Here is a 19,616-nt window from a genome sequence, read left to right as displayed (position 1 = left end):
ATAGGGCAGCCAGAGCTGTCCGGTCGTATCCTTCAGGGTTGACACCTAAAGCGGCATGGGTGCAATGCCCAGCCGGTCAAACAGGGCTTCGTCGCGGTCGCGACCGGGATTATCCGTCGTCAGCAGCTTCGGTCCCACGAATATCGAATTCGCGCCGGCAAGGAAGCACAATGCCTGCAATTCATCGGTCATCGTCTCGCGACCGGCGGACAGCCTCACCATGGATTTCGGCATTACAATCCGCGCGGTGGCGATCATGCGGACAAACTCCAGTGGATCCATGTCGGCTTCGCTGTCCACCGGCGTACCCTCGACCTTGACCAGCATATTGATCGGCACGCTTTCGGGATGCTTCGGCAGGGTCGCCAGCGTCGTCAGCATCCCGACCCGGTCCTCGCGCTGCTCGCCCATGCCGACGATGCCGCCACAACAGACATTGATTCCCGCATCGCGCACATGGCCCAGCGTTTCCAGCCGGTCCTGATAGGTCCGCGTCGTGATGATTTCGCCGTAAAATTCTTCCGAGGTATCGAGGTTGTGATTGTAATAGTCGAGCCCGGCATCGCGCAGCCTTTCCGTCTGGTCCGGCGTCAGCATGCCGAGGGTCACGCAGGTTTCCATACCGAGTTCCCGAACGCCGCGAACCATCTCGCAAATCGCGTCCATGTCCCGGTCCTTCGGGCTTCGCCATGCGGCGCCCATGCAATAACGCGTCGCGCCAGCGTCGCGCGCCTGCCGCGCCTGCGCCAGCACGGTATCGACCTGCATCAGCTTTTCAGCCTGAACGCCGGTTTCATGGTGAACGCTTTGCGGACAGTATGCGCAATCCTCCGGGCAGCCGCCGGTCTTGACGCTGAGAAGCGTCGACATCTGCACTTCATTGGGATCAAAATACTGTCTATGTACCGTCTGGGCCTGGAAAATCAGGTCGTTCAGGGGTTGCGCAAAAATTGCCGCGATTTCAGCACGTGTCCAGTCATGTCGCGGGCCGCTCCCCATCGGAACGGGGTGGCTGGCGATACGCGGTTCGGTAACGATGGACATCGTAGGCATTCCCTTGAAGTGTCGCGGCTTTCGCGGGGCAGCATAGGCGGTTACGATAGCGCGTCAAGACGATGCCAACCGGCAAATGGAGAGGTTTACAGGCATGGTGCAGTCCCTGGTGGATTTCGCACGGGGAAAGCTCGCGGCGCTGGAACAGCAGCAACTGCGCCGGACGCTGTTCGATACCGAGCGGCAGGAGGGTGCCATCGCGATTCGCAATGGTAAACGCCTGATTTCCTTTGCCTGCAACGATTACCTCAACCTGTCGCAGCATCCAGATGTCAAACAGGCCGCGATAGACGCAACCGAACGCTACGGCGTCGGTTCCGGCGCGTCGCGCCTTGTAACGGGAAATCATCCGCTTTTCCGGGAACTCGAGGCGCGGCTGGCCGCCCTGAAGGGAACAGACGACGCCTGTGTCTTCGGTTCCGGATATCTCGCGAATCTCGGCATCATCCCGGCGCTGATCGGCCCGGGCGATCTGCTGCTGGCTGATGAATTGAGCCATTCCTGCCTGCTGGCCGGCGGCGCCCTGTGCCGGGCGGAAATGATCATGTTTCGTCATAACGACCTGGCGCATCTCATTGAAATACTTGACCGGAGACGCCACGAATTCCAGCGAACGATGATCGTAACCGACGGGGTTTTCAGCATGGATGGCGACCTCGCGCCGGTTGCCGACATGGCGGCGCTGGCGGAGGGTTACGATGCTTGGCTGATGACCGATGACGCGCATGGCGTCGGTGTTCTGGGCGGCGGCAGCGGAAGCAGCCATATGAATGGCGCCAGGACGGTCGTTCCGCTGCAGATGGGGACGTTGTCGAAAGCCATCGGCGGCTATGGCGGATATCTTTGCGCGGCGCAGCCCGTCATCGACCTGATGCGGACCCGCGCCCGCACATTCATCTATTCCACCGGCCTGCCGCCCGCGTCGGTGGCCGCCAGCATTGCCGCGCTGGATATCATCGCGCAGTATCCGGACTACGCGGCTCTGCCCCTGGTCAAGGCGCGCCTGTTCTGCGCGGCTACCGGATTGCCGGAACCGCAGAGTTGTATCGTCCCCGTCCTCCTGGGCGACCCTGAAAGGACATTGGCGGCATCGAAAATGCTTGAAGAACTGGGATACCTGGTGACGGCCATCCGTCCGCCAACGGTGCCGCCGGGTACCGCGCGGTTGCGGTTCACGTTTACAGCCGTTCATGAAAACGACGACATCCTTCGGCTGGCCGAAGCCGTCAAGCCGCTGATCGCTGCCGCCTGACGTCATGAGGTCCTGTTTTATCACCGCCACGGGCACCGAAATCGGCAAGACCTACGTGACGACGCTGCTGTGCCGGCAGTTGCGCGATGCCGGATATTCGGTTCGCGCACTGAAACCGGTTATCAGCGGCTTCGACCCGGCCGATTGTGCGGAAAGCGATACCGTCAGGATTCTGAAGGCGCTCGATATCCCTGCGACAGAAGCGAAAATCGAGGCGATTTCTCCCTGGCGCTTTCGCGCTCCGCTGTCGCCCGACATGGCAGCCGAACGCGAAGGCCGCGGCATTGACTTCGCGGCGCTGACCGCATTCTGTCGGCCGGGCAGCGAGGACGTGCTCTTGATCGAAGGGGTTGGCGGCGCCATGGTACCGTTGACCGGCACGCAAACGGTCGCGGACTGGATCGCCGCACTGGACGTTCCGGCGCTGGTTGTCGCCGGCAGTTATCTTGGAACCATCAGCCATACCCTGACGACAGTAACAGCCCTGCAGGGCAGGGGTGTCGCAGTCGCGGCGGCCATTGTCAGTGAATCCGAAACCAGCCCCGTACCCCTGGCGGAAACCGTTGGGGCCATAAGGCGCTTCGTTTCCGGTGTGCCGGTCGTTGCGCTTCCAAGGGGAGCGGCGACGGTTGACGGTCTGTCCGCTGTTTTCCCCAGGCTGTAATGGCGGGTGACATGAACGTGAACCGGGGTGTTTAAGCTGTGTTGGATGCAATCGCCGGACTAGCGCTACATTAAAGCCGGTTCGCGGCAACGGGAGAACAGCCATGTCAGATAATTCTCACGCCAGCCCCGGTTTTTCGAAAAACCCGGGATACGTTATCGAACTGTTGCGGTCATCGCGTCGGGTCCGTGTCGTTTTTAACGGCGCGACGATTGCCGACAGCGAGAATGTCCTGCTGATGCGCGAACAGAACCACGCGCCTGTGTGTTATTTTCCGCTACCCGACGTGGCATTGAAGCACCTGCAACGAACCGATCATGCGACACATTGCCCCTACAAGGGCGAGGCCTCCTACTGGACAGTGTCCGTTGCCGGCAGAACGGAAGATAACGCGGTATGGGGCTACGAAACGCCTTATGATGAAGTCGCTGATATCAAGGGCCATGTCGCGTTCTACCGCGGCCGGATGGACGGATGGTTTGAAGATGGGGAGCCTGTGCTGGGACAGGCGCATTAATACCTAATCAGCCGCGTCGTTCAAATCCCAGTCATACCCGTAGCGAAATTCGGTCACCCGTTTCAGGGCGGCAGCGAGATCCGCGTCCGCATATTGGGTCAGATGCGCGATGATTGATTTCATATCGCCGCCGAAGTCGCTGGCGAACCAGTCGTATATACTGGATACGATCGCGGTTTCGCCGTCTATCTGAACGCCGCGCGGATGATTCACGAAGTCTCTGGCAGCCATATTCATCAGTGTATTGGCGTTGCCCGCAGTGAACGCCTGCCTCTGCAGGTTGGGACAGCCGAGCGAGGCGCAATTCAGCGCATAATGCAGCCGCGGATCGCGCCAGAGGGGCCGCAGTATCCGGTGTTCGACATCATCCAGGGTGATTTCGACGGATTCCACGGCAATCAGCGCGCGCCCCCAGGGACCGGAACTGAATATCCCCGACCGGATTGCGCGAATTGAGTCGACGGGATAGTTATCCAGGACCATCCGCACAGTGAGGGCGTTGTAAAGGTTTATCCAGAAGGCCAGTTGTTCCGGTCGGCTCAACCGGCCCACCGGCGTATCGGACAGCAGGGTCAGATAGCGTTCCAGCGCTGCCCGGTCCGAATCCGATACCCTGCCGTAACGCACCCGATTGATGCCGTCATCGCCGGCGATTACGTAAGTCGCCAGAAACCCGCTCCAGAGGGAGTGATCCACGGTCAGGGAGGCGGAATCGTCGGAGTCGGCCCAGCGCTCCCATAGCACTGCCCTGGGGGCGGCCCAGGCGGCAGCGGAAGTGGCCAGGGAAATCAGAATCGCAAAAAGGAACAGGCACCGTTTCATATCAGCCATACTGGTTGGACAGACACCTTGCACCGGTTTCCCCGGCACACGGTATGGGATACTAACTCGAGGGTCGAATGTCCGAGCCGGGCACGGTATTGTAATGAAAATTGAACCATTGAGGAGCGCGCCATGATTGTCGAACAGATATGGACCGGAAATTCGTACCGCAACTTCAACTACCTGATTGTCTGTCCCGACACCGGCGAAGCGATGGCTGTCGATCCGCTGGATCACGAAAAATGCCTGGCGACGGCCAAACGAAACGGCTGGACGATAACGCAGATCCTCAATACCCACGAACATAATGACCATATCGGCGGCAACGACGCGGTGGTCGCGGCGACGGGCGCGAAGATTCTGGCGCATCACGGCGCGCAGGCCAAAATCCCGAACATGGCGCGTGGCCTCGACGCGGGCGACGTGATCAGGGTCGGCAAGGCAGTGGAACTGGAATGCCTCGACACGCCCGGCCATACGATGAGCCATATCTGCCTGATGTCGCGTACCGACCAGCCGGCGCTGTTCTGCGGCGACACGCTGTTCAACGCGGGTGCGGGCAACTGCAAGAGCGGGCATCCGCATAACCTGTATGAAACCTTCGCCGGCCAACTGGCCAAGCTGCCGGACAATACGCTGATCTATCCGGGACATGACTATATCTCGAACAATCTCGGTTTCACCCTCGACCGCGAACCGGACAACGAGAAGGCGAAGAAGCTGATGGACGAGATCGAGGGGCAGGACCTGAACGATGCGCTGGTATCGACCCTGGCGCTGGAGAAGGAAATCAATACCTTCTTCCGTCTGCACAGTCCGAGCGTCATCGCCCGGCTCCGCGAGGAGTTCCCCGACATGCCGGAAAACCCGGACCCGGAAACTGTATTCATCAACCTGCGGACATTGCGTAACAGCTGGTAAACCGGATCCGGCTGACGCTGGCGGAGGTCCGCGCCGGTATATCCAACACAAACGCCGTTGTCATCGCTGATGTGATGACGGCGGCTTAACGCGACGGCTGCGAATCGCACGGCTTGTTCCGCATGCATGGCTTTGCGGCGCCGGCAATGGTCGCGGGGCGGCCCGTACCAGGTCAGATTCATGTGATTGAATGGAACCGCAAACTTTCAACAGTCGCGGGAGGGGCTGGCCAGCCTGGCGATGACAGGGTAATGCGTCAATTCGGTCCTTGCCGCGGCCTCTGCCGGTCTGATCGTATAATTTCCTGTCAGGTTCGCGATCAGCCAGTCAAGGTCCTCGCTGAGGTTTCCGCGACCTTCGATCCGTCGGGTGGGGGCAGGCACCAGCTTTCCTGCCTCCAGACGACCCAGGATGAACCGGAATGCATAATTCGGTGTCAGGCCCATCCGCATGTCGGCCACGATGACCTCATCGTCCTGCACCATGATCCGGTAAAAGCCATGACTGAACTCCGCGATCCTGGCGATACGGTCGTCATTCGCTGAACACGCGTTGATTCCCAGATTTCGCCGGTAGGTATATAATGCTGGATTTTCAGTGTGGCCGAATACCGGGATGTCGAGATTGAAACTAATGTCCCCGTCGATACCGACTACGCGCCAGAACACCGTGTTGAATGGTGTCGGGGTGGCAATCAATCGGTCGGGCGCCACCCCGATATCAGCCAGCAATCCATTTGCTTTGCCGGTCACAATCTGCTGCGCAATCAGAGACCAGGCCAGATAGGCGGTCGTGAAGCCGAGGCTGGCGAGGAGCACTTTGCCGTATCGTGGTGTCCAAGACCGGCAGGCCATCGCCCAGCCCACGGCAACGAGCAACGGTATCGTGTAAAGCGGATCGATGATGAACATCGATCCCACAGAGACAGGTTCGTTCCAGACTGGCCAGAACAGGCGCGTTCCATATATCGTGAGGGCGTCGAGCAGGGCATGCGTTGCAAGGCAAAGGAATACGGCGGTATAGGCGATCGCACGTTCGCCGGATAGCGCTTTGCTGAACCGCGTTATGATTTCTCCCAAAACGGGCGTCAGGGCGGCGTGGACGAGGAGCGAATGGCTCCATCCGCGGTGATTCACAAAGGCGTCGACGGGATCGCTGTGCCGGAGGAAGACGTCCATATCCGGTAGCGTGCCGAGTAAGCCGCCGGTCAACGCTGCGCGCCTCGGGCCGATCCGGCGGCCGAGCACGGCAACGCCAACGCAGGCTCCCAGGGCAAATTGCGTAATGCTGTCCATATTTCAGGAAAACCGGCTTATGGTCTGGTTACCGCGTTATTTGGAATACCCAATAGCAGAAACAAAAATCAAGGCTATCGGGTATTGAGCATGGCGTGGTCATAATTTCGTCAGTTCATATCCCGAAGAATGGCTCTCTTTCGCGCCGCGAGCCGTTTCAGCAGGGCGGGGGCGAGGTGGATGGGAATCTGGCTGGCGGCGAAATAGATCCAGGACAATTCCGGGACCGCGCCGCCGGTGGCCGCGATCAGTAGACCGAGATTGCGCAGTGATGTCATGATGCCCAGCGCCCGCGCCTGTTCGCGTCCCGCCCGGATAAACAGCAGGAAGGTCACGACGTAATAGGCGGCGAACAGTGCCAGCGCCAGCAGCGACACCCACAACACGGTCAACGGGTCGCGCATCAGCGATGGCAGGAACAATTCCATGACCGGGGCGGCAAAAATATACAGCACGATGATGTTGATACCGTCGATTTCCGCCCCGTAGCGGCGAATCCCGTCCATGCCCGCAATCCGCCGGATGATGACCGATATGACGGTCGCACTGCCGAGAATCCCCAGCAGTTTCAGCCCCAGGGCCAATGGCGGTAAGGACAAGTCGGCCCCGATGAGCAGCCATGCAAAGAAGGGTGCGGTCAGCGGGATCAGGGCGGTGCTGGCGACCAGGACGATCAGCACCAGGGTCGCATCCAGCCCCATCAGCAATACCAGCGCCGGCGCCGCCATCATGGGAGAGGCGGAAAACTGCATGACAAGCCCTGTAAACAGGTCGGGGGCGTATTCTCGCATCCCGAACAGCAGGCAGACGCCACCGAACAGGAACGGGATGCCGATGACCGTCCAGACCGTAGCCGCGATGACGACATACGGGCGGCTCAGGTGCCGCCGCAGCACGCCGATATCGACCCTGATAAAGGCGATGCACAACAGGGCAACGACGATCTCGGTCAGGAAATCCTTCATCAGCGCGCCGACCTGCGGCGTCGCCATTGCCAGGAAGACGACAATGGCGACCGCAGTTGTGCCCTGTCGGCCCAGCCAGGCGAGCGGTGCGAGAAGAATGCTCACGGAATGGCGGCTCCGGACCGGGCCCTGTGTGCTTCTGTTTTCATGGCCGCAGTCTATCGACTAGTATCGCGCGGCGATATCCAACTGAAACGGGACGGGCATGGCGGAAGCACAGGGAGCGGCGCGGCTGGCGGTGGATGTCGGCGGGACCTTCACCGATGTGGTCGTGGAGCATGATGGAAAACGCACCACGGTGAAAGTGCTGACCACCAGCCATGCACCGGAGGAAGGCGTGCTCGAGGGCATTGAGACAGCCTTGGAGGCCGCGGCGCTGGCGATGGCGGATATCGGCATCCTGATTCACGGCACGACGCTTGCGACCAATGCCATCATTGAGCGCAAGGGCGCGGTCACGGCGCTGATCACGACCGAAGGGTTCCGTGACGTGCTCGATATCGCTTATGAAACCCGTTACGACCAGTACGATATCTTTCTCGACAAGATCGATCCGCTGGTGCCGCGCTACCTGCGCTTTACGGTGCCCGAACGCCTGTCGGTCAATGGTACCGTGCTGAAACCGCTGGACGAATCCGCCGTCGAAGCGCTGTTAGCGAAACTGGACGCCGAAGGCGTGACCAGTATCGCGGTCGGCTTCCTGCATGCCTATGCCGATGACCGCCATGAACAGCGGGTCCGCGAGATATTGTCGGCGCGGCGACCGGCCTGGACCGTTACCCTGTCCTCGGAGGTCTGTCCGGAAATCCGCGAATACGAGCGTTTCACCACCGCCACGGCCAATGCCTATGTCCAACCGCTGATGGGGCGCTACCTGACACAGTTGAATTCGGAACTGGATTCGCGCGGTTTCCGGGGGGCGCTGTTCATGATGACGTCCGGCGGCGGGCTGACGACGCTGGAAACCGCAGTGCGGTTCCCGATCCGGCTGGTCGAATCAGGACCGGCGGGCGGCGCAATTCTGGCGACCGGCGTGGCACGGGCAACCGGTGTCGACAAGGCGCTGTCCTTCGACATGGGCGGCACCACGGCCAAGATCTGCCTGATCGAGAATTATACCCCCGAAGCCGGCCGCAGCTTCGAGGTCGACCGCCAGGCGCGATTCCAGAAAGGCAGCGGGCTGCCGCTACGTATCCCGGTGATCGAGATGGTGGAAATCGGCGCCGGTGGCGGGTCCATAGCCAGCATCGATTCGCTGCAGCAGATCGCGGTCGGACCGCAAAGCGCGGGATCGGACCCGGGGCCCGCCTGCTATGGCCGTGGCGGCATCGCGCCAACCGTGACCGACGGCGACGTGACCCTGGGCAGAATCGACCCGGCGAGCTTCGCCGGCGGTAAAGTGCCCCTGTATCCGGACAGATCGATTGCCGCGCTGGAGACCACGGTCGGCGGCCCCCTGGGCCTCAGCGGCGAATTGGCCGGCTACGGCGTGATCGAGATGGTCGATGAGAACATGGCCAATGCGGCGCGCGTGCATTCCATCGAGCGCGGCAAGGTGATCGCCGACCATACCATCATCGCCTTTGGCGGGGCGGCCCCGCTGCATGCGTCGCGACTGGCGGAAAAGCTGGCCATTGACCGGGTCATCGTGCCGACCGATGCGGGTGTGGGATCGGCGGTCGGGTTTCTGCGGGCCCCCATCGCCTATGAAGTGGTGCGCAGCCGATACATGACCCTGCGCGACTTCGATGCCGGTCAGGCGAATACCCTACTGGATGCGATGCAGGGCGAAGCGCTCGGCGTGGTGCGTTCCGGCGCCGGTAATGCGGCGTTAACGGAAAAGCGGATCGCCTTCATGCGCTATATGGGGCAGGGACATGAAATCGTGGTGCCGCTGCCCAACCGCCCGTTGACGATAGATGATGCCGCCATGCTGAAACAGATTTACGACCGGGAATACGAGGCGCTGTATGGCCGCACGATCCCGGAAGGCGATATCGAGGTGCTGACCTGGGCAATGACCATCAGCACCGCTATGGCCGATCAGGCGCCGGTCGCGACCGCTCCGGATGTCGATACGCCGCCGCCATCCGGCTACCGCCCGGTCTTCGACCCCGTCACCCAGACCTTCGCCGATATCGCGCAATACCGCCGCGACGTCCTGGCGCCCGGCATGCGCGTTGCGGGCCCGGCAATAATCGCTGAAGATGAGACATCCACATTCGTTTCCGCCAGTTTCAACGCGCGGATCGACGCTTCCGGTTTTATCGTAATGGAGCGGAGCGCCCGGAGCGGGAGTACCACACATAAGAATCCTTAGGGGGAAACAATGAAAATCAAGGAAGTACGCACGACTTTCCTGGAGCTGCCGTTCAAGGTGATGCCGTCGCTGCAGGCCGGTTTCAACCGGCCGCGCCAGATTCTGGTGGTCGAGATCGAAACCGAATCGGGCCTCGTCGGCATGGGCTATCAGCTTTACCTGCGCGAAGGATTCCGCACCACGGCCGCGGCCATCGCCGAACTGATCACGCCGCGGATACTGGGCCGCGACGCCACGCAAGTGGAAGGTATCTGGCGCGATATCTGGCGCTCGACCTTCGCCGACGGCCGCGGCGGCGCACCGCTTCTGGGCCTCTCGATTATCGATGTCGCACTCTGGGACCTCGTCGGCCAGAAGGCGGGAATGCCGCTGCATCGTCTCTGGGGCAACTTTCGTACCGAGGTGCCGGTATACGGCTCTGGCTGCTGGCGCGGCATGGGTGGCGAAGGTATGGCGGAAAAAGCAAAGCGTTTCGTTTCGGAGGGTTACAAGGCGATCAAGATGCAGGTCGGCCATATCTGGACCGATGCGCAGGATGTTGCCAACGTGAAAATGGTGCGCGACGCGGTCGGACCGGAAATCGACATCATGGTCGATGTGAACATGGCCTGGACCGCAGACAAGGCGATTCTGATGGGGCGAAAACTGGAAGAGTATGAAATTTACTGGCTGGAAGAGCCGGTAATTCCGGATGATTTTGCGGGCTACGCCCGAATCGCCGATAAGCTGGACCTGCGGGTCGTGGGCGGCGAGAGCCATTTCACCCGATTCGATCTGAAACCGTTCTTCGAAAACCCCAACCTGCCGATCCTGCAGCCGGATGTGGTTCGCGGCGGTCTGACCGACATGCGCAAGACAGCGGCGATTGCCGATACCTGGGGCATGACCATCGCCCCGCACCTGTATCCCGAACTGATGATTCACGTCGCGGCGTCGATTCCAAACGCACTGATTCTCGAGAACATGGAATTCATGGATGACCTATGGGTCGACTGGGCGGCTCCCGTAAACGGCATGATTACGGCGCCGGAAACCCCGGGTCACGGCCTGCGATTCAAGCCGGAAATCCTGAAAGACTGCACGATTCAATAGCTTTGCCGGCGGATGCCAAACCGGTCCCGGCGCTTCCCCGGGATCGGCTTTCCGGCGCCGTATCGTGTGCCGATTTAAATTTACGGCCCGATGTCCGCCATGGCCGGTATCCCGGAGCGGGCCTGGTCGACGCACCCTGTCAGCACCTGGTGCTGCGACAGACGTATCGTGTCCTGGAACACCTGTAATAATTCCCGGTCGGCCTTCTACGGCGGAGAATATCGCGCCGGTATCGTGCGTATTATTTTCCAACCTTAAAAAAAATTAACCAAACGTGCCATTTGTCGCTTGGTCTTTGTCGCACAAGAGCGAAGATTCTTTCCGTCGATTCTATTTAACCGAGAAGGGAAGAAAGATGTCATCGCTCAGAATACAGGATCTCGAAAACATTCAGGCATTTGTCGGCGACATGTTGACCGGCCTGGAGATGCACGGGCTTACATTTGAAACCGACGCCAATATGTGGAATTGGCGAAAACTTCTGGAAAGCGCGCCGGGCGGGATTGGCGTTTCGCGCGCCCTCGACCCGGAACTGAATAATCTGGAAAGCGGCAACGCATTCTGGCTTTACGCCAAGAATCGTGCCGGCGACATCGTCGCTTGCCAGGCGGACCGGCTTGTGATCACCGAAGACTTCGTCGGCGATTATGTGGCGACCCATCGCCTGTTTGGCGATCTCCGTCCCGTTATTCACCATTACACGGTTCGCCTCGGAGAACGCTATCCGCTGATCAGCGGCCGCGTAAACCTTGGGGGCGGCGCCTGGGTCCATCCCGCCTGGCGTGGCAAGAATCTGGGGGGAATCATGAGCCGCCTTGCGCGTGCATTATCCGTACGACATTTTCTTGCGGACTACTTCGTCACCTTCATGGCCACGGGCCGCAATTTTGGTGTGGAATGCGGGTTTCGCAACAAATGTGCAATTATCAAGGGTCGATATCCCGGTCGCGAAGCGGATCAGGACATGGATCTGCTATGGGAATGCCGCCGGGAAATCCTCGAACAGATATCGGAAGAGCAACGTCATCACGCCAATGAAGTCGCGGCCTGAAGCCAATCGTGCTGAAAGCGGTCCGCCTTAACCTATCATGCGGATCGCATAAGCCAGATTGACGACCCGACCCGAATTGTCTGCAATAGGGAGCGCCAATCGTACGTAGTGGCGATTGGCGTTCCCGATTGTCTGGATAATTTCGTGATAAATGGGTTTGCGGCTAATCATGCAATACAGGTAATCCGCCGCGCAGGATTTCACATTCATCAGGCTTGGGTGGTCTCCAAGGCGGCGCCGGGAAAGATCGAAAAACCCCCTTGTATATTGCGGGTGGCTGAAAAACAGAAAATTGGCCGGATCGCTATAGGTGACGTCGACCATGGTAATGGCCCTGGAGTTTCCCGATGGCATCTCATCTTTCGGGCGAAATGTATCGACTGTCGGCAGGCCGACCTGTTCGTTGCGCCGGAACTTCCAGTAATCGAAGATTTCGCCGAGCGCGCTCGTCTTCTCGCGCGAGAACATCTTGTCGAATGACAGAAACAGACGGTCCTGATAATCAGTTCCCGATTGTTCTTCATGTCGCCTTAAGACACCGTACATTCCATTGAATCCAGAAGATTATCCCACGGCTTCGACGTTATGGGACACCTGTACAGGACGAATGACATGGAAAATTTCCACAACACCCCCCGAGGCATCACCAACCGGAAGCAAAAGTCGCCCATAATGGCTGTGCTTGCCGCCAATCGTCTGATTTATCACATGATATGCGGCATTGCGGTCATGTTTGCAAGCCAGGCACTCGATGGCCAGTTGTATGGCATGAAAAATACAGGGAATTTCGATGACCAGGGTATCCGCGGCTCCGACGCAATATTCCGGCAACTGCCGCGTGCTGCACGCCTGCATGATATATTCCATCGGGTTTTCCGGCCGGGTGTCTATCCGCGATACCCAATGCAACACGTCGCCGGGGAGTCCGGCTTTCAGCATGTCATCGGTTAGAATTGGCAAACCGTTATCATCTTGCGGAAGCGACGCCCAGAAATCGTGGAACCGGCCGAGTACCGTTCCCTGTTCAAGCTCCAGGAATGCCTTCGTGGAATAGCGTTCCCGAAGCTGCTCGTCCAGACCGGCGGTCTCTGAAACTGTCTCCACAGGAAGATACATGCGCAGGGCTGCCTCTATCTTAAATTGCGGCACGGATATTATATGCAGGAATGATACTTATTAATACCCTTGAAAGTAGAATAACTGGCCGTTGCACATAAAATGTCCCATAACAGGCTGCGCCGCATTTATTAGAATCGTCTAAATTATTGATTTAACTGGTGAGCGCGGCGGGATTCGAACCCACGACCGTCTGATTAAAAGTCAGATGCTCTACCAACTGAGCTACGCGCCCGCCAAACCCGAAAGCCGCTGGGCGGCGCGAAAATAGAAAGACTTAAGGCAAAGGTCAACGCCGCATTCGCCCGAACACCTATGGCAACGGAATAAATACCGGTTCAGAGGCCTTTCCGAAAACGGCAATCAGCTGTCGAACCATGGCGCTGCCGGCTTCGATATTGTTGGCGTTAACCTTGTCGGTACGCGCCTCGGCCTGCCAGGCCACCGTACCCGCGACCTCGTCATACGCTTCCATTTGGATGACGTAAGTGGGATCTCCCCCGGCTTCGCCGGTGTTCTTTTTCAACAGGCTGTTCCTGTTGGATGACCACAAGCGGACGTTCAGGTCGATATCGCCGCCGCTATCCGCGTGCAGGCGACCTATGGAATTGTCCTCCGTGACCCCGGGTGCGTTATTTCTGGTTTCGATCCGCAGCGTGATTTGGGGCGCCGTACTGTCATTGCCGTAGCCCGCATCCCGCAGGGATTCGCCCGCAACGATGGCAAGCTGGCGATTGAAATCGGAATCATCGGCGAGCCTGATCCTGACGCGCGCACCGGAAGCAATCGGTCTGATACCCAGGGCCGAAATGACTGCCGTCGTCTCGAGTTGTTCCTGCGAATCCGCCGACCCCACCCCGATATCGGTGAAAAGAAGAACGAAAGCGGCAAGCGCGATGCGGATCAGCGGACAGATTACCACACCTTCCCGAATTGCCGACCCTGGGACGCATACTGCCTGTTCCATTCCGGTATCTCCCACGGAAAATATTCGCGTGGCATAGAGAAAAGCCTTATTCGACCTGAAACTGTTCGACCATTTCCGTGAGATGCTCAAGATCCAGAATGACTAGCCTGTCCCGTTCCCGCTTGACCAGATTAAGCCGGGATAATTCGCTCAACACGCGGGCAACGGTTTCGCGGGTGGTGCTGACACGGCTGGCGATATCGCCGTGAATCGGTACCGGCGTGATAACCGCGGTATTGTCGTCGCGGACATCGCTTTTCGCCAGTCTGAGTATTTCGGCATAGATCCGGTTATTCGCGCCCAGCGTGCTCAGATCCATGATCCGTTCCGTCGAAGCCCGGATAATACTGGACATGCGCAACATCAGTTGCAGCGCCAGTTCGGGGTTTTCCTGCAGCGCCGCCCGGAATGCCTCGCTCGACAGGATCGCCACGGTTGTCGCTTCCAGGGCGACAATGTTCGCCGAACGGGGTTCGCCATCGATGGCGGCAAGTTCACCGAAATACGAACCGGACTCTATCTCGTCGAACGCAATTTCGCGGCCGGACATGGAATAATTGACCACCCGTACACGGCCATGGACGATGAAATAAACATCCTGGGTATCACTTTGTCGGTCGATAATCTGTTCATGCGCACTATAGTTTCGCCATCGGCAACGCTTTTCCAGTGCCTGACGCGTCGATTCGGGCAGGTCTTTGAACAAGCCGACTTTTGCTAGTGTGTTCAACTGCTCGCCGGTCATGGAAGACTCCTGGAAGTGAGATATCCGATTTTATCGCGCGGTTGGACACATTGCGAGGCTATTGTCGTGGCGCGCCGGCGCGCCAAAAAAAGCCCCCTGAACAATTCACGCCCCGCGCCGCGGCGCCAAAGTCCTGTCCTCGACACGGATGCGCCACGCCAGGATGAGCAGATTTGCGACGGTAAAGAGAATGGCGATATGCCATGCGCCGAATATCAGGGGCAAACAGGCAATTTCCAGGGCGACGATCGCGTAGTTGGGATGGCGCATCAGCCTGTAGGGGCCCCGCGCCGCAAGCGGCTGACCGGGTAGCGTAATGATGCGCGTCGTCCAGTATCTCCCGAGACTCGCGATGACCCAGACACGTCCGGCCTGGAGAAGACAGAACACGGCGAGCAGTAGCCCGTTCGCCGCGGAATCCGCGGGCAGAAAAATGAAGTTCGCGACCAGCCACGCCGCATGAAACAGGACGATTACCGGATAGTGCGCCGCACCGGCCTCTATACCGCCGGCGGCCAGCAGCCGGACGGTGTTGCGGCGGGCCAGCGCCAGTTCAAGAATGCGCTGTACAGCGACCGCAAGCACGATCCATTGCGCCAGGCCCAACGCACCCGACATGGTAATTAGTGCTCCAGCACCGAAAACGCGGCCGTGAATCCCGGTCCGAGTGCCGACAGGAGCCGTCGGCCATGCGGCGCTTTTTCCAGGCTGCGCTGCAATACGAAAAACACCGTGGCGGCGGACATGTTTCCGTAGCCGCGCAGGACGTCCCGGGCACAGTCCAGGCTGCCGACAGGCAGGTGCATGGTTTCCTCCAGCGCTGTAAGAACCTTGGCGCCGCCCGGGTGGGGAACGATTTCCGCGAAATCGGACAGGGACATGCCGGCACCGCGCAGAAAGCCGGCCAGTGCATCGCCGAATACCGTGCGGACAAGATCCGGGATGTCGCGGCTGAACAGAACGCCGAAGCCGTCATCCTGTATCTGCCAGCCCATGACATCCAGCGACTCCGGCCAGGTATGCTCGCCGCCGCAGATAACCGCGGGGCCTGTATCGGTTTCGCTATCGATAACCATGGCCGCAACGCCATCGCCGAACAGTGCGGTCGCCACGATGTTGCTGTTGGACACATCGGCGCGGCGAAAGGTCAGTCCGCACAGCTCGACCACGATGAACAGCCATTTTTTTCCCGGCTGCCCGCGGGCGAGTTCGGCGACCCGGTTGAGGCCGATGACTCCGCCGGCGCATCCAAGGCCGAAAACCGGCAGCCGGCTGATGTCCCGGCGCAGGGCCATGTCCTCGATCAGCAGGGCATCCAGGCTCGGCGTTGCGACACCGGTTGTCGATACGACGGCGATGCCGCCAATGTCCTCCGGCGACAGCCCCGCCCGGTCCAGGCATTCGCCGGCTGCCATTTTCGCCAGTTTTCGGGCATGCTCGACATAAAGCAGGCTCCGCTCCTGCCAGCTGTGTTCCCGGGTGTACCAGTCCAGATCGACGCAGGAATATCGCGTGTCGATGCCGGCATTGGCATAGACGGGACGCATGCGCTCGAACGTGGCGCCGCGCGCCGTAAATATCCTGCGGCCCAGCGCCTCCACATCCGCCTGATCCAGAACGATAGGCGGCACGGCCGTGGTTACCGCCCTGATTCGCGGTTGAATTGATCCGTGTGACTGCATGCGTGCGCGTCATAGCACGCGATGCTTCCGCAATATAGCGGCGTTGGTTGCAGCAGCCTGAAAATCCCTGAAATGCTTGCAATGCTTCGGTTACCGGCGCATATGTACTGCCATTCTCTGAACATTCAACCTTCGATAGGAACGTAAAAGACTCGTGGTGAAGATCTATTCCGACCGACGTAAAGCGGCTAAAATGCGTCAGGACAGACGTCGCTACGGCATTCTTTCGAAAATTCGCAGCTATTTTTTCGCGGGCGTTCTCGTCACAATGCCGCTGACGGTAACGCTGGCGCTGGCATGGTGGCTGGTCGGCGCCGTGGACGATCATATCGTTCCACTGATTCCGCAAGGCTGGAATCCGGATACCTACTTTAAGGACGTGTTGGGTATCAGTATCGGGCTGCCTGGCCTTGGCTTGCTGATCCTGCTGGTTTTTATAACCCTGATCGGCGCCCTGACCGCGGGATTCCTGGGGCGCATGGTCGTCAATTTTGGCGAACAGATACTGGCCCGGATGCCCGTCATCCGCACGGTATACAGCGCCATCAAACAGATCATGGAAACGGTGTTCAAGGACAAGTCCACCGCGTTCCGGCAGGCGGTTCTCGTCGAGTATCCGCGACGCGGCGTCTGGACAATCGGGTTCCTGACGGGGACGACCGAAGGCGAGGTCCAGAACCTCATCCTGGAAGATGTGGTCAACGTCTACATTCCGACGACTCCCAATCCGACCTCCGGTTTTCTTTTGTATGTGCCGCGCGAGGATATCCAGATTCTCCACATGACTGTCGAGGAAGCGGTGAAGATGGTCATCTCCATCGGGCTCGTGACCCCGCCCGACAGGCGCTCGGAAAGCGAAAAATCGATGCCGGTTGTTTCGGCGGGACGCTACGAAAACATCGAGTCGCTTCAAAGCAAGGTGGATCGCCGGGAACTGCTCAACCAGATCGAAGATTGACGATAGCCGCGTCCCGCCCGAACAGATAAAGCAGGTTTCGAAGCGCCTTGCCGCGTTCGCTTTTCAGATCCGGGTCCCTGTTCAGAATCAGGTTCGCGTCATCTCGGGCCGCAGCCAGAAGATCGCCATGCAGGGCAATATCCGCAAGCCTGAATTCCGGAAGGCCGCTTTGCCGCGTTCCCAGCATTTCGCCGGCGCCCCGCAGCCGCAGGTCCTCCTCCGCAATCCGGAAACCATCCTCGGTTTCCCGCAATATCTTCAGCCGCGACCGCGCGGTTTCCGTGACCGGCTGACCGTAGAGCAGCAGGCAATTCGATGCTTTCTCGCCACGGCCAATTCTGCCGCGCAGCTGGTGCAATTGCGCCAGACCGAAACGCTCGGCATGCTCGATGACCATGACGGTCGCGTCGGGAACATCGACGCCGACTTCGATCACTGTCGTGGCAACCAGGATACGCGCATCGCCTTCAACGAAACGGGCAATCGCCGCATCCTTTTCCACGGGTTTCATCCGGCCATGCACCAGCGCAACAATATCGCCGAACCTTGTCCGGAATTCCGTATAGCGTTCCTCCGCCGCCGCGAGGTCGAGCACCTCGCTTTCGTCCACGAGCGGACAGACCCAATAGACCTTGGCGCCGTGCTCCAGGGCTCTTGCGATGCCATCGATCGTTTCCGGCAATCGCGACAGCGGAACGGTCCTTGTGTCCACGGGTTTTCGTCCGGCGGGCTTTTCTGTCAACCGCGATACATCCATGTCGCCATAAACCGTCAATGTCAGCGTCCGGGGGATCGGTGTCGCGGTCATGACCAGCACGTCGATGCCACGCCCCTTGTCCGCCAGGGTTAGCCGCTGATGGACGCCAAACCGGTGCTGCTCATCGATGACCGCCAGCATCAGCGACTTGAACGCGACATCCGCCTGGAACAGCGCATGCGTGCCGACGATGACCCGGGTTTCCCCCGTGGCGACCGCATCCAGAATGCGCTGCCGCGCGGCGCCTTTATGGCGTCCTGTGAGGAGGGCAACGCTGACTCCGGCTGGCTCCAGCATTGCCCGCAGCGTCTCGAAATGCTGTCGGGCCAGGATTTCCGTTGGCGCCATCATGGCTGCCTGGCCACCGCATTCGACAGCGTTCAGCATCGCGAAAAGCGCCACTACCGTCTTGCCGCTGCCGACATCGCCCTGCAGCAGGCGCAGCATCGCGCCGGGCGCCGCCATGTCGGCGTCGATCTCTTTCAGGGCTGCAATCTGGCTGCCCGTCAATTTGAACGGGAGAGACCGGTAGACTTTCCGCTTCAGCCCGCCGTCGCCTTTCAGCGCACGGCCAACTGACCGCTTCAGCCGATTCCGCATGACCGACAGCGCCAGTTGGTTGGCAAGCAACTCGTCATAGGCAAGGCGCATCCGCTCCGGTGTCTGCGGCGAAAGCGACGCGCTGTCCGTCGGATGATGGACCGTGGTCACCGCGTCGCGCCATCCGGGCCATTGCCGCCTGTCCAGATAGGCGGGATCGAGCCATTCGGGTAAATCAGGCAGCTTTTCAAGGATGGCGGCAATCGCCCGCGACAGGATCTTCGGCGCCAGATTAGCCGTCATGGGATAGACCGGTTCGACGCGCATGATCGCCTCTACATCCTCCGGCGCCGTAATATGGTCCGGATGGGTCATCTGGATCTCACCGCGGAACGCCTCGACCCGGCCGCTGATGACCCGTGTCTCTCCTTCCGGCAACTGCCTTGTCAGGTAGTCCGCGCGCGCATGAAAAAAGATCAGGGTGATATATCCGCTATCGTCGGAACAAATCACGCGATAGGGCTGCCTTTTGACGGGCGGCGCGAAATGGGAGTCCACGCGGACTGTCAGCGTCGCGATCCGGCCCGGGACGGCCGCTGCGATTTTTGGGTTGTAACGCCGGTCGACAATCTCGCGGGGCAGCAGCCAGAGCAGGTCAACCGCATTCGGTCCGGCGAGGCGTTCAACCAGCCGTGCACTGCGCGGACCGATACCGGGCAGGCTGGTCACCGGCGAAAAAAGATCGAACAGAATTTCCGGACGCAAATCGTCCTCCGGGACCTGAAGGGGTGTCACGATGACGGACGCTGGTAACGCCCCATATAATACAAACGTGCTCGTGCCGGTAGCCAGCGGTCGGACATTCTGATTTACCGGGATTGCGCGGCAGTCTATACCCG

19 protein-coding genes and 1 tRNA gene are annotated in these 19,616 nt (G+C 59.7%); 8 read left to right on the top strand and 12 right to left on the bottom strand.

Annotated features, from left to right (window positions below; genetic code table 11):
- Window positions 1-45: 45 nt before the first annotated feature.
- On the bottom strand, window positions 46-1,044 hold the full coding sequence (bioB, locus tag WD767_07050; protein MEX2615835.1) for a biotin synthase BioB: 999 nt from the start codon (window positions 1,042-1,044) through the stop codon (window positions 46-48).
- A gap of 106 nt (window positions 1,045-1,150) precedes the next feature.
- Between bioB and bioF the strand changes: the two genes are divergently transcribed.
- The 3 genes from bioF to WD767_07035 all read left to right on the top strand — a co-directional run bounded on the left by bioF (window position 1,151) and on the right by WD767_07035 (window position 3,486).
- Entirely contained in the window at window positions 1,151-2,305 is a 1,155-nt protein-coding gene (gene bioF / locus WD767_07045) for an 8-amino-7-oxononanoate synthase (GenBank protein MEX2615834.1), read from the top strand.
- A 4-nt stretch (window positions 2,306-2,309) separates the two neighbouring features.
- Complete coding sequence (gene bioD, locus WD767_07040) at window positions 2,310-2,969, top strand: dethiobiotin synthase (protein ID MEX2615833.1); 660 nt, start codon at window positions 2,310-2,312, stop codon at window positions 2,967-2,969.
- A gap of 103 nt (window positions 2,970-3,072) precedes the next feature.
- Window positions 3,073-3,486: a DUF427 domain-containing protein gene (locus WD767_07035; protein ID MEX2615832.1), complete on the top strand. Its 414-nt coding sequence runs from the start codon at window positions 3,073-3,075 to the stop codon at window positions 3,484-3,486.
- Between the two features lie 3 nt (window positions 3,487-3,489).
- On the opposite strand, the gene WD767_07030 is transcribed toward WD767_07035, so the two are convergent.
- On the bottom strand, window positions 3,490-4,317 hold the full coding sequence (locus WD767_07030) for a DUF547 domain-containing protein (protein MEX2615831.1): 828 nt from the start codon (window positions 4,315-4,317) through the stop codon (window positions 3,490-3,492).
- 123 nt (window positions 4,318-4,440) lie between these two features.
- Here WD767_07030 and WD767_07025 point away from each other — a divergent pair, with 123 nt between their 5' ends.
- The gene (locus WD767_07025) at window positions 4,441-5,229 is read left to right on the top strand and encodes a hydroxyacylglutathione hydrolase C-terminal domain-containing protein (GenBank protein MEX2615830.1); all 789 of its coding nucleotides are present in this window, start codon (window positions 4,441-4,443) and stop codon (window positions 5,227-5,229) included.
- A gap of 206 nt (window positions 5,230-5,435) precedes the next feature.
- Here the strand turns inward: WD767_07025 and WD767_07020 are convergent, their stop codons facing one another.
- Both WD767_07020 and WD767_07015 read right to left on the bottom strand, forming a co-directional pair.
- On the bottom strand, window positions 5,436-6,524 hold the full coding sequence (locus tag WD767_07020; GenBank protein MEX2615829.1) for a metal-dependent hydrolase: 1,089 nt from the start codon (window positions 6,522-6,524) through the stop codon (window positions 5,436-5,438).
- 110 nt (window positions 6,525-6,634) lie between these two features.
- A complete protein-coding gene (locus tag WD767_07015; GenBank protein ID MEX2615828.1) occupies window positions 6,635-7,594 on the bottom strand; it encodes a Na+-dependent transporter in 960 nt (319 codons plus the stop codon).
- A 100-nt stretch (window positions 7,595-7,694) separates the two neighbouring features.
- Here WD767_07015 and WD767_07010 point away from each other — a divergent pair, with 100 nt between their 5' ends.
- The 3 genes from WD767_07010 (at window position 7,695) to WD767_07000 (ending at window position 11,952) form a co-directional block, all read left to right on the top strand.
- Window positions 7,695-9,809, top strand: coding sequence for a hydantoinase/oxoprolinase family protein (locus WD767_07010; GenBank protein ID MEX2615827.1), 2,115 nt, complete (start codon window positions 7,695-7,697; stop codon window positions 9,807-9,809).
- A 9-nt stretch (window positions 9,810-9,818) separates the two neighbouring features.
- Window positions 9,819-10,901, top strand: coding sequence for a mandelate racemase/muconate lactonizing enzyme family protein (locus WD767_07005; protein ID MEX2615826.1), 1,083 nt, complete (start codon window positions 9,819-9,821; stop codon window positions 10,899-10,901).
- Between the two features lie 274 nt (window positions 10,902-11,175).
- Complete coding sequence (locus tag WD767_07000; protein ID MEX2615825.1) at window positions 11,176-11,952, top strand: hypothetical protein; 777 nt, start codon at window positions 11,176-11,178, stop codon at window positions 11,950-11,952.
- 27 nt (window positions 11,953-11,979) lie between these two features.
- On the opposite strand, the gene WD767_06995 is transcribed toward WD767_07000, so the two are convergent.
- The 7 genes from WD767_06995 to WD767_06965 all read right to left on the bottom strand — a co-directional run bounded on the left by WD767_06995 (window position 11,980) and on the right by WD767_06965 (window position 16,462).
- Window positions 11,980-12,498 (bottom strand): hypothetical protein, encoded by a 519-nt coding sequence (locus tag WD767_06995; GenBank protein MEX2615824.1) that lies wholly within the window; start codon window positions 12,496-12,498, stop codon window positions 11,980-11,982.
- 18 nt (window positions 12,499-12,516) lie between these two features.
- Window positions 12,517-13,101, bottom strand: a complete 585-nt coding sequence (locus tag WD767_06990; GenBank protein MEX2615823.1) for a hypothetical protein — start codon at window positions 13,099-13,101, stop codon at window positions 12,517-12,519.
- A gap of 126 nt (window positions 13,102-13,227) precedes the next feature.
- Window positions 13,228-13,303 (bottom strand) — tRNA-Lys (locus WD767_06985).
- Window positions 13,304-13,381: 78 nt separating this feature from the next.
- A complete protein-coding gene (locus tag WD767_06980) occupies window positions 13,382-14,035 on the bottom strand; it encodes a hypothetical protein (protein MEX2615822.1) in 654 nt (217 codons plus the stop codon).
- 46 nt (window positions 14,036-14,081) lie between these two features.
- Window positions 14,082-14,780: a Crp/Fnr family transcriptional regulator gene (locus WD767_06975; protein ID MEX2615821.1), complete on the bottom strand. Its 699-nt coding sequence runs from the start codon at window positions 14,778-14,780 to the stop codon at window positions 14,082-14,084.
- 105 nt (window positions 14,781-14,885) lie between these two features.
- The gene (locus WD767_06970; protein MEX2615820.1) at window positions 14,886-15,398 is read right to left on the bottom strand and encodes an isoprenylcysteine carboxylmethyltransferase family protein; all 513 of its coding nucleotides are present in this window, start codon (window positions 15,396-15,398) and stop codon (window positions 14,886-14,888) included.
- A gap of 5 nt (window positions 15,399-15,403) precedes the next feature.
- Entirely contained in the window at window positions 15,404-16,462 is a 1,059-nt protein-coding gene (locus WD767_06965) for a 3-oxoacyl-[acyl-carrier-protein] synthase III C-terminal domain-containing protein (protein MEX2615819.1), read from the bottom strand.
- Window positions 16,463-16,655: 193 nt separating this feature from the next.
- Between WD767_06965 and WD767_06960 the strand changes: the two genes are divergently transcribed.
- A complete protein-coding gene (locus WD767_06960) occupies window positions 16,656-17,420 on the top strand; it encodes a DUF502 domain-containing protein (protein MEX2615818.1) in 765 nt (254 codons plus the stop codon).
- Here the strand turns inward: WD767_06960 and recG are convergent.
- The gene (recG, locus tag WD767_06955) at window positions 17,401-19,482 is read right to left on the bottom strand and encodes an ATP-dependent DNA helicase RecG (GenBank protein MEX2615817.1); all 2,082 of its coding nucleotides are present in this window, start codon (window positions 19,480-19,482) and stop codon (window positions 17,401-17,403) included. The genes WD767_06960 and recG overlap by 20 nt on opposite strands.
- Window positions 19,483-19,616 lie beyond the last annotated feature (134 nt).

The sequence above is a fragment of the Alphaproteobacteria bacterium genome (genome assembly GCA_040905865.1).
In the GTDB taxonomy this organism is placed as follows: domain Bacteria; phylum Pseudomonadota; class Alphaproteobacteria; order UBA8366.
This window is presented reverse-complemented; position numbering and strand designations above follow the sequence as displayed.